The 2,826-nt window shown below is 70.1% G+C and carries 3 protein-coding genes; 2 read left to right on the plus strand and 1 reads right to left on the minus strand.

What is annotated here, in order from left to right; all coding sequences use genetic code 11:
• Positions 1–18: 18 nt before the first annotated feature.
• Together LOY02_RS18980 and LOY02_RS18985 are read left to right on the plus strand one after the other, a co-directional pair.
• Complete coding sequence (locus LOY02_RS18980; protein ID WP_317183925.1) at positions 19–555, plus strand: 2'-5' RNA ligase family protein; 537 nt, start codon at positions 19–21, stop codon at positions 553–555.
• 7 nt (positions 556–562) lie between these two features.
• Positions 563–1,618 carry a YihY/virulence factor BrkB family protein gene (locus LOY02_RS18985; RefSeq protein ID WP_317183926.1) on the plus strand — a complete coding sequence of 352 codons (1,056 nt, stop codon included), beginning with the start codon at positions 563–565 and terminating at the stop codon, positions 1,616–1,618.
• 16 nt (positions 1,619–1,634) lie between these two features.
• Here LOY02_RS18985 and LOY02_RS18990 read toward each other — a convergent pair.
• Positions 1,635–2,826: hypothetical protein (locus LOY02_RS18990; RefSeq protein ID WP_317183927.1), on the minus strand; the 1,192-nt coding region annotated here is incomplete at its 5' end.

The raw sequence follows: 2,826 nt of genomic DNA on the forward strand, positions 1-2,826 counted from the left end.
TTCGATACGGTCTCTGGTGTGACCACCCCAAGGACGATCGGTGTGTCGATCCCGATCCCGTCGCCGCACGGCGAACTGCTCCAGCAGCGCCGCGCCTCCTTCGGCGATCCGGCCGCGTGGCGGATCCCGGCGCACATCACCCTGCTGCCGCCGACACCGATCGACACCGGGGTCTACGAGGAGTTCATCGAGTACTGCACGGGGGTCGCCTCGCAGCGGGACGAGTTCGATGTCGTGCTGCGCGGGACCGGCACCTTTCGTCCGGTGTCCGACGTCGTCTACATCCAGGTGGCACAGGGCGTCTCCGCCTGCGAGACGCTCGAGACGGCTCTGAGGGCAGGGCCGGTGCGTCGCGAGCTCGACTTCTACTATCACCCGCACGTCACAGTCGCCCACAACGTCCCGGCGGACAAGCTCGACCAGGCCTTCGAGGAGCTGGCTGACTTCCACGTCAGGTTCACCGTCGAGTCATTCCACCTCTACGAGCTCGACGACGACGAGGTGTGGCGGCCCAAGCACGACTTCCCGCTCAGGACGTCGACCCGGGCAGGGTGAGCGCGTCATGGCGCTCACGACCCTCGTCACCCGCCTCAAGGCCTCGCCGCCGTACCAGGCGTGGAAGCGCTACGGAGCCGCCAACGGCGACCTTCTTGCCGCAGGGGTCGGCTACTTCGCCTTCTTCTCGATCTTTCCGGCGCTGGCCCTCGCGTTCACGGTCTTCGGCTTCGTCCTCCAGGGACGGCCCGACCTGCTGACGACGATCGCCGACTCGCTCAACGAGTGGCTGCCGGGCATGGTGAGGACCGAGACGAATCCCGAGGGGGTCATCAGCCTCTCGGCGCCGCAGAGCTCGACCCTGACGATCACCGGCGTGGTCTCTCTCGTCACTCTCCTCTTCTCGGGCCTCGGCTGGATCGGTGCTCTGCGCACCGGGATTCGCGGGGTCTTCGGCCTCGGGGCGACCCCGGGCACCGCGATCAAGGCCAAGTTGCGCGACCTGGGCGTCCTGTTCGTGCTGGGGCTCGGGATCGCTGTGTCGGCGATCATGACCAGCGTCGTCGGTGGTCTTGCCGAGCAGCTCGCCGACTGGATCGGCCTCGACGGGAACGCCGTGCTCGTCACCGTCACTGGCCTGCTCTTCGGGGTGCTCTTCGACACTCTCCTGCTCGTGGTCCTCATCCGGCTCCTCTCAGGAGTGCCGCTTCCGTGGGCGAACCTGCGGGCCGGCGCGGTCGTCGGGGCGGTGCTGCTCACGGTGATGAAGTACTTCGGCGGCCTGCTCATCGCGCGGGCGACGGCGAATCCTCTGCTGGGTGCGGTCGCGGTTGCTGTCGGGCTGCTCTTCTGGCTCAACCTCATGTCCAGGATCGTGCTGCTCGCGTCCGCGTGGGCGGCCAATGACGTCGACATCGCCCGCCTCGCGGGGGAGGCGGAGCAGGCGAGGGCGCAGATCCCCGTCGCCTCCCGGGAGACAGTGCAGCCGTATGCCGCTCACGTCGTTCCCGGCTCGACGTCCAGTCGTGCGCGTGATCGGGTCTCCGTCGCGGCCGGTGCGGTGCTGGGCGGGGTGGGCGTGGCGGCGCTGGGAGCGTGGTGGGGTCGGCGGAAGAGGCGGTGACGGGGGTCCCCGCCGGTCACTGAGGAGAGTCCGTGGCAGCGGGTCGGTGCCTGCGTCGGCGGACGAGGAAGGTCGCCGACACGGCGACGAGGCCGAGGACGAGGATCGCGATCCCGCCCGTTGCGACGGTCGCAGCAGTGCCCTCTCCGACCAGGCCATCAGCGGCGACGCCCCCGGTTCCGTCGGCGGGCCGTGAGGGGCGAGCCGGGCCCACATCTCCTGCGGATCCCGCGGAGGCGGCCGGTGTCGTGGTCCGCGAGGTGGTCGGGGCGGGGCTGGGCGGCTCGGCCTCGCCGGGCTCGACCAACCGTCCCACCGGGACGACTGCGTCAGCATGGGCGAAACCCCAGTTCAGCAGGGCAGCGGTGTTCTTCCAGTCGCCGGTCGTGCTGCCCATCTGGGTGACGATGAGCGTCCTGCCGTCGCGCGTGGCTGCTCCGATGAAGGTGTGCTGGGCGCGGTTGGTACGTCCGGGCTTGATCCCGATGGCGCCCGGGTAGTTCGGGAGGAGGTCGTTGATGTTCTGGATCTGGAAGGGGCGGTAGACCTTCCCGGTGGACGCGGCCTTGCCGCCGGGGAAGACCGCGGTGCGCCGGGTGACGTAGGCGCGGAAGTCCGGCAGCTGCATTGCGGCCCGTCCGATGAGGGCCAGGTCGTAGGCGCTGGAACGCTGGCCCTCCTCGTCGAGACCACTCGGATCCACGGCGACCGTGTCGTGCGCGCCGAGCTTCCGGGCGGTCTCGTTCATCAGGATGGCGGTCTGTTCGAAGCCACCGGCCGCCTCGGCGAGGAGGTAGGCAGCGTCGTTGGCGGACGACATGAGCAGGGCGTCGAAGAGTCGGCCGACCGGGTAGCGGTTGCCCGCGAGGATGCCGACGCGCGTGCCGTTCGCGGCTTCGTGCTCCGGTTTCGCGACGACGACCCGCCGGGGGTCGAGTCGTGGGATGAGGGTGAGCGCCGTCAGCGTCTTCAGGGTGCTCGCCGGGCGCAGCCAGGCGTGTGGCGCCTTGGCTGCGAGCACCTCGCCTGTGCCCATGTCGGCAAGCACGTAGGAGACGTCCGGCACCCGGGGTGGGGCCGGTGTCCCCGGTGGCAGGTCGACCACGAGGCCGTCCGCGGCGAGGCGCGGACCGCCCACGACGGACTCCGCCGCCCAGACCGGCTGTGGGAACGGTGTGGGTGGGGCGTTTCGGCACACCGGCGTCGTC

The sequence above is a fragment of the Intrasporangium sp. genome (assembly GCF_032907665.1).
Taxonomy (GTDB): domain Bacteria; phylum Actinomycetota; class Actinomycetes; order Actinomycetales; family Dermatophilaceae; genus Intrasporangium.

Excerpts from the sequence above, each read along its gene's own strand:
- LOY02_RS18985 (WP_317183926.1), top strand. The coding sequence starts at position 563 with ATGGCGCTCACGACCCTCGTCACCCGCCTCAAGGCCTCGCCGCCGTAC.